The organism is Paraburkholderia sp. UCT31, from assembly GCF_014397655.1.
Classification (GTDB): Bacteria; Pseudomonadota; Gammaproteobacteria; order Burkholderiales; family Burkholderiaceae; genus Paraburkholderia; species Paraburkholderia tuberum.
Window position 1 is genome coordinate 1 of record NZ_VZQP01000128.1, and the last position, 5915, is coordinate 5915.

At 57.2% G+C, this 5915-nt stretch carries 8 protein-coding genes; 6 read left to right on the forward strand and 2 right to left on the reverse strand.

Going from position 1 to position 5915, the window contains the following annotated elements; translation table 11 throughout:
* Window positions 1-820 precede the first annotated feature (820 nt).
* Window positions 821-1093 (reverse strand): helix-turn-helix domain-containing protein, encoded by a 273-nt coding sequence (locus F6X40_RS40740; RefSeq protein WP_187631789.1) that lies wholly within the window; start codon window positions 1091-1093, stop codon window positions 821-823.
* 730 nt (window positions 1094-1823) lie between these two features.
* Between F6X40_RS40740 and phaP the strand changes: the two genes are divergently transcribed.
* The 6 genes from phaP (at window position 1824) to F6X40_RS40770 (ending at window position 4711) form a co-directional block, all read left to right on the forward strand.
* The gene (gene phaP, locus F6X40_RS40745; RefSeq protein ID WP_187631796.1) at window positions 1824-2399 is read left to right on the forward strand and encodes a TIGR01841 family phasin; all 576 of its coding nucleotides are present in this window, start codon (window positions 1824-1826) and stop codon (window positions 2397-2399) included.
* A gap of 302 nt (window positions 2400-2701) precedes the next feature.
* Window positions 2702-2950 (forward strand): hypothetical protein, encoded by a 249-nt coding sequence (locus tag F6X40_RS40750; RefSeq protein ID WP_187631790.1) that lies wholly within the window; start codon window positions 2702-2704, stop codon window positions 2948-2950.
* 93 nt (window positions 2951-3043) lie between these two features.
* On the forward strand, window positions 3044-3313 hold the full coding sequence (locus F6X40_RS40755) for a hypothetical protein (RefSeq protein WP_187631791.1): 270 nt from the start codon (window positions 3044-3046) through the stop codon (window positions 3311-3313).
* Window positions 3314-3652: 339 nt separating this feature from the next.
* A complete protein-coding gene (locus F6X40_RS40760; RefSeq protein WP_187631792.1) occupies window positions 3653-3925 on the forward strand; it encodes a DUF1488 family protein in 273 nt (90 codons plus the stop codon).
* 72 nt (window positions 3926-3997) lie between these two features.
* A complete protein-coding gene (locus F6X40_RS40765; protein WP_187631793.1) occupies window positions 3998-4309 on the forward strand; it encodes a hypothetical protein in 312 nt (103 codons plus the stop codon).
* Window positions 4310-4453: 144 nt separating this feature from the next.
* Entirely contained in the window at window positions 4454-4711 is a 258-nt protein-coding gene (locus F6X40_RS40770) for an RNA chaperone Hfq (RefSeq protein ID WP_187631794.1), read from the forward strand.
* A gap of 551 nt (window positions 4712-5262) precedes the next feature.
* On the opposite strand, the gene F6X40_RS40775 is transcribed toward F6X40_RS40770, so the two are convergent.
* Window positions 5263-5643 (reverse strand): response regulator, encoded by a 381-nt coding sequence (locus F6X40_RS40775; RefSeq protein ID WP_187631795.1) that lies wholly within the window; start codon window positions 5641-5643, stop codon window positions 5263-5265.
* Window positions 5644-5915: the final 272 nt, after the last annotated feature.

Consider the following 5915-nt stretch of genomic DNA (forward strand, 5'->3'; position numbering starts at 1 on the left):
AGAAGAGGGGCTCGTTTGCGAGCCAAATTCACCGAAATGAGCGTCGATTCGATTCGTTATCCAGAAAATTTGACGCGTCTTGATCTGCAAGCCGATCCGACAGTTCATTAATCAGCGTTTCCCTAGTCCGTCCTTGTGAAGCCGCTGACATATCGCCGTACCAATTCCACCCATACCGCCCGTTACGTAAGGATTCGCTTTGCCATGTTCTACCCTCGGTTGCTGTTGCGGTTAAGGCTTCAAACTTGTGGTTCGCGTGCATGCATGCGGCTTACGCTGCTTCGCGCGCCTTCGCCTTCTGTGAGTCCGTGCTGTTTCGCCTCCGGGCGACGGGTTTGCGAACAGACACAGGTCCGTGTGCCGCGCTGGGTACCCCCTCTGGCAAACGGCCGCACGCGATAAAGTCCTGTAGCACCTTGGCCGCAGCCGGCTTCCCGCGCTGCTCCAGTCTTCTGAGAAGGGCGTGCGCAAATGCTTTCAGGTCGTCGCGTCCGTCCGAGGCCTCGAAGTGAAAAATGGTTTCCCTCACCGCCGCAAGCATGCTTTCCTCGTACAGCGTGCTCGCGATATGCGAGGCGCCTCGCGACAACTCCATCTCGTATCCATTCAGCCGCGGTGCTTCGTCGAACGCCCCGTTTCGTTTAGCTGACTTCACTTTGACATCCCAGGTTTCTGTGAAAAAAACGCCTGGTGTGCCGCATCAGAAATGCGTATGGCGGCATCATTGCGAGCGCGATGCCGACCAAGCTGCGAACATCAGAACGTATGGGCATCTACGGGAAAGAGACTCCCTTGGCCCACAATTCCCACGAGATGCGAATCAGGCGGCCTGAGACTGCCCTGTGCAAAGCCAGTCAACATCGAGATGGAGAACAGTGGCGAGACGCATACAGGCCTTCAGCGGCGGGACGGTGATTCCGCGTCGCCAATATTGCACGTCATGTTCACTCACGCCCAGCCAGTTAGCTGCGCGTGCCGAACTGATGCCGGCCCGCTTCAATGCCCTGTCGAGGCGTGCGGCCAAGGCGCGCCTCAGGCGGTCATTCCCGGCAGTACGCTCGAGATGACCCATGCTTTGGGTACGACGATTCATTTTGTCCAACTTCTCTCAGATATATTTTTATGCAATTCAGCACCGGCCTCTCTTCCGGCTGCCCGTCAAACTTACATGCCCGCCATGACGCCCTCGTGACGTCATGCTTAGCTCTAGCAGGCTGTTGAAATTCTCCCCGGAGGGCTGCTGGCGAAAATTGTCGACCTCATAAAATGCTCTATAGGCCGCTCACGCGACTTGGGTAAGGGGTAGAGCACCCTTGAAATCGGCCTGCAAACACCCCTCGAAACAGTATTTCAACAGCCTGCTAGGTCGCGCTGCATCGAAAGCCGACTGACGGCTAGTTTCTGGCTCAACTATTCCTTTGCCAGTATGCCCTGTCAAACAGAAAATATTTTGCCATCAAGCCTGCGGTTTACGTTATCCGGTAACCAGCACTCGCCCAGGACCGGCTCTCAGCGTCAAATGAACCGTGGCGATTTTGTGGCACCGCACACATCTGAGGAAAAGGTCATCATTAGCATCCTGAGGAATCCAAATGTTCTGCGGGTATTCCCTTGGTATTCGCTCGCCCCCCAATACCAGCGGGGCGTTTGCCCACGTTCTCGCACGCCGCCCGGCGCTGCCGCCGAATCTGTAGTTGACATCCGCCCACTCCTTCATAAAATGACTATTGCTGCAGCGCACAAACCATTCGTACTTTGTGGCCCATAGTTTTTCATTCATCTGACTTTTTGACATTGGTCACCTCACCTCCATGGAGTTAATGATGAGCAGTATTCCCCCGGAACAAATCGTCGCTGCGCAGAAAGCTGGTGTTGCCACAACATTCGGCATCCTGACGAAATCATTTGGCGCCGTCGAAAAGCTGGTCGAGTTGAACATGCAAGCAGTCAAATCAAGCCTCGCCGAAAATCAGGAAATCCTGGTCAAGGCGCTTTCGGCCGGAGCGCCACAGGAGTTTTTCGCACAACAGGCAAGCCAGGCTCAACCCGCCATAGAAAAAGCACAGTCATACTGGCGCCACGTTTACGAAATTATCTCCAGCACTCAGGCCGAATTCGCCGCCGTCGCCGAAGCAAAAATCAGGCAGTTCCAGCACGATGCACAGGCATTTGTCGACAGCGTCGCGAAGAACGCGCCGGCGGGAAGCGAAAACGCCGTGGCTGCGTGGAAGACCTTCATCACCACGGCAAGCGAGACGGCGAACACAACGTATGAAGCTGCGAGGAAGGCCGCAAAGCAGGCGGTAGAGACTGCGGAGAGCAATATCAGCGCGGCGGCTTCGACCTCAGTCAAGCGGACTCGACAGCTTGCAGCACCGGTCGAAACAAGTGAGAAGTAATAGCGTTTTGTCGTAGCTCACTGCTGTCAATTCGTTCAAGCGAGCACCCCGCTCGCCTTGCTTGCGGGGTGGCGGCCTGTGGCGCTCGGAGGAGCCTGTGCGCCTCGCACGCCGTCACGGCACTCGTCTCCTGCGCCAGAAATTTTCAAGCGTCGTTGCGCAGGTCGCCTGCCGTAGCTTCGTTTCATTTCGTCCGGCATCCAGCACGCGAAGCGACCACATTCTTCGAGGCCGCAGGTACATCGAGGCTTGTGCCACCGGGCAATGCCGAGCCGACGGTAACGAGACTGAAGGAGGAGCGGATGAACACGGCAAAAAGGTCCCTGCGTTCGCTGGTTGAAAAATGGCTGACGCCAACTGCGGCGACGCCGGTTCGGGTAACCCGATTCAGTCGCACAGGCGCCAGCCGCAGGCGTTACGCACGTGTCGAGGTACAGCGACCGGAAGGTTCGGTTGCGCTTTTTTTCTTCCGGCACGATGACGGCACATGGCAGGTGTTCCCGCCCGAGACCCGCGCGGCAGGCGTATGTGCTGGCGCTGGCGCCGTGTGATTGGGTCATCGCAGCAGCCTGTTTGCTGTATTGCGTGGTTTCAAATCCCAACCTGCATTGTTGAATTTTTCATATCAGTAAAGAGCGCACGCAATGACCTTCACTGACAGAAACCCGATGGGCGTAAGTCCCTACACGTTTCGTAATATCGACCCCGCAATTGGCCATCTCGAGCAGGTGCTGGGCGCGGAAGGAGCGGAGTCTCTATTCAGCAGAACTTACTGGCGCGGGCGCGTGCTTCAGGCACTTGCGACGCAGGGACTTTCACCGAACCAACAACAACGACTGCAGAGACTGCTGGAAAGCATCGATGCATTCCAGCCTGAAATATCCGTCTCCAGTCCGGAGCAATCGATGGGTTAGGCCAACCGGCAGAGGGCTCGCACATCCAGGCGGAACTCGCCTCATCGATAGCCACTTCGGAGTTTCTATTGCACCACGCGATAGAAGTCGCGAGTTGGTTGCAAAAGCAACTACAAGGGAAGAAAGTCTCGGGCTATCGGGTCGGGACAGGCGCCGCTGCGAACCATCCCGACTGCACTGCGCCCCGTTACTCTATGGGCTGCGGTGACGCTTCCGCTTAACGAAAGGGCTCGATAGCGGTCAACGCCGGGGGCGGTCTGATTTATTATTGACCAGGTATGTCAGCGGGTGCTTTCGGGCAGTAATCCTGCGTTCGGTCAATGAGGAATCTATACAACTATGGACGACACCCTCACCGCGGAACCCTGCGTTTCTTCAGACGGAAAAGTGGTTGCTTTCGTTGCATCTTTTCGCAACCAGTCGGTGCAATGCTCAATCAGCCGCGTCGCGCTCGAACGGCATTTCTGGTTGCCGGCCGGTGCTAACGAGGCGCGCACATTGAAAGCATTTGCCGACGGACACCAGCGCATAACGGCAGCCGTCGAAAGAAGAATGCTCAAGAAGACCGGCACCGCGATAGTCTTGTCGGCAGCAGATTTTCCGGACCGATGACGCGGCTCCAGCAACGACCGTCTGTGACGTTCCGCACCGATTAAATCCGACGCATCTTTTAGAGTCGGCGAATTGCGTGCTTCCAACGCAGGCAGTCTCAGGGAAGCAACGCCAAACGCCGACCGAAGCGTTCGGGCCGTGGTCGCGCCCGCCCCCAAAGAATCAACGACGAAGAAAGAAAAAAAGGGCTCGGCGGAGGCACGCGCCCTCGAGCGTGTGGTGAGCGCCGCGCGAGAAGTACAAGCCGCGTCACTACGGCTCGAAGCGCACTACGCAGGAGACTCACATGAGCAACCATCGACTTTGGGATTGGCCAGATTCGCGGCGGCCATGCAGGAACTGAAGGACCCGCGCGAAGCCTTCGATGTTCTGGTCGAGAAATGAGACCTGACCTCGCCCTGGCGACAATCTCAAACGTCGGCTTTGGGGGCCACTCGTGAGCCGTCAGCAGTTCCCATAATCGCACTGATGGCATGTCGCAGTCGCGTTACCGTCGACTGGCTCACATCCATAACGCTGGAGCTCCTGATGGTCCTTCCGCCCTCCGTAGAAGAAGGCTTTCTTCAGAGGTTGTCAAGAGACAAGACGACTGTGAGCGTCTTTCTCAAGACCGGCATCCGCCTGACCAGGAAAATCGAATCGTTTGACCGCTACACCGTCGAGCTGGCGTCGCCTAGAGGCTCACAATCCATCATGAAGCACGCAATCGCCACCGTACTGCCGGGGGGGGGAAACCGCCTGCTCGCGCCGCATCCGACAAGCCGGAAACCACAGAGCGCCAACTGAATCAGCTTCGGATTCGCTAGTAGCCGAATGAAGGCTCACCTGCGCCCAAGCGGACAGGACACCGCTGTCGAGAGGGCGCGGAAAATGATGTGGTCCGGCCTCGGCGTTTGCAGTCTGAGAGGATTCCTGCGTAGTGCAGGCCTAGGTTCCGGCTCTGTTGGCGGCATGCCCGGCATGAGGCCAGTGCTCAAATTTGCCACCGCGTCCACCAAAGCTGATATTGACGGGGAGGCGGCGCCAACACCGCCGTTCACTCGGAACGCTTCGAATTGTGGGGTCATGCGAATGGCAAAGAGCAGGACGACGCCAAGCGCGCGCTGTACGGCAAGCGTGACGATTACCCCGGACAACAAGCTTATAGTCGCGTCGGTGTCCTTGGAATTTTCGATAGCGAGGAAGAAAGGTCAAAGCGCCCCGCGCTAATGCGGCGGGGTATTCCATTGGGACTGGCAGCGCGAGAAGCATTCTCGTCTGACGCCGGTCATTATCAATTTCTCTGTGAGATACCCGCTCGACCGCCGGCGTCACCGCAGCAGACAGCAAAGCAATGCCTAGGCGGCCAGGAGAGCGCTCGCATCGCTGCTGCAGCGAGCATCTTCGATGACTTGCATGAGTGCTTCGAGGGAGAAGGGCTTTTGCAGACACACATCGAAGAGACGGGCAAACTCTTCGTTGCTATCGCTGTCACCCGTCATGGAGGCGACAAAGGGCCGGGGGAAGGCTGGCCTGTCCAGCAGCGACAGCGCGACGGCACTGCCGTTGATGTCGGGGAGGTTTTCGTCCAGGAAAACGAGTTCGAAAGCGCCGGCATGGAGCAGTTCCAGCGCAGTCTCCGCGTCGTGCGCCATCACGGCGCGGTGACCAATGCAGTCCAGCAGGAAGGCCAGACTGTCCGCGACGAACTCATTATCGTCGACGACGAGCACATTCATTGAATATCCTTATTACGCGAAGTTCGCGGCGCTGCCAAGAATGCTTCTTATGTAATAAAATATTATTAAATGGCGTTGCCAGTTAGTTTACTCATTAATACGTAAGTATAACCACGGACCCGTTCAGCAGGCATTTAAATACACCGCCTCTTTTGAAACCCGAGTGGGTGATTTGGCGGGTCAAGGGCGGGCGTGAGCCCGGCGCAGCGAACCCTTGAGGCGCCCTGAACCGGCAAGCTGGTGCATGGCTGGTTGCGGCAGAATGCGGCAAC

Coding starts and splice junctions, on each gene's coding strand:
- F6X40_RS40770 (WP_187631794.1), top strand. CDS start 4,454: ATGGTCCTTCCGCCCTCCGTAGAAGAAGGCTTTCTTCAGAGGTTGTCA.
- phaP (WP_187631796.1), top strand. CDS start 1,824: ATGAGCAGTATTCCCCCGGAACAAATCGTCGCTGCGCAGAAAGCTGGT.
- F6X40_RS40740 (WP_187631789.1), bottom strand. CDS start 1,093: ATGAATCGTCGTACCCAAAGCATGGGTCATCTCGAGCGTACTGCCGGG.
- F6X40_RS40775 (WP_187631795.1), bottom strand. CDS start 5,643: ATGAATGTGCTCGTCGTCGACGATAATGAGTTCGTCGCGGACAGTCTG.
- F6X40_RS40750 (WP_187631790.1), top strand. CDS start 2,702: ATGAACACGGCAAAAAGGTCCCTGCGTTCGCTGGTTGAAAAATGGCTG.
- F6X40_RS40760 (WP_187631792.1), top strand. CDS start 3,653: ATGGACGACACCCTCACCGCGGAACCCTGCGTTTCTTCAGACGGAAAA.
- F6X40_RS40755 (WP_187631791.1), top strand. CDS start 3,044: ATGACCTTCACTGACAGAAACCCGATGGGCGTAAGTCCCTACACGTTT.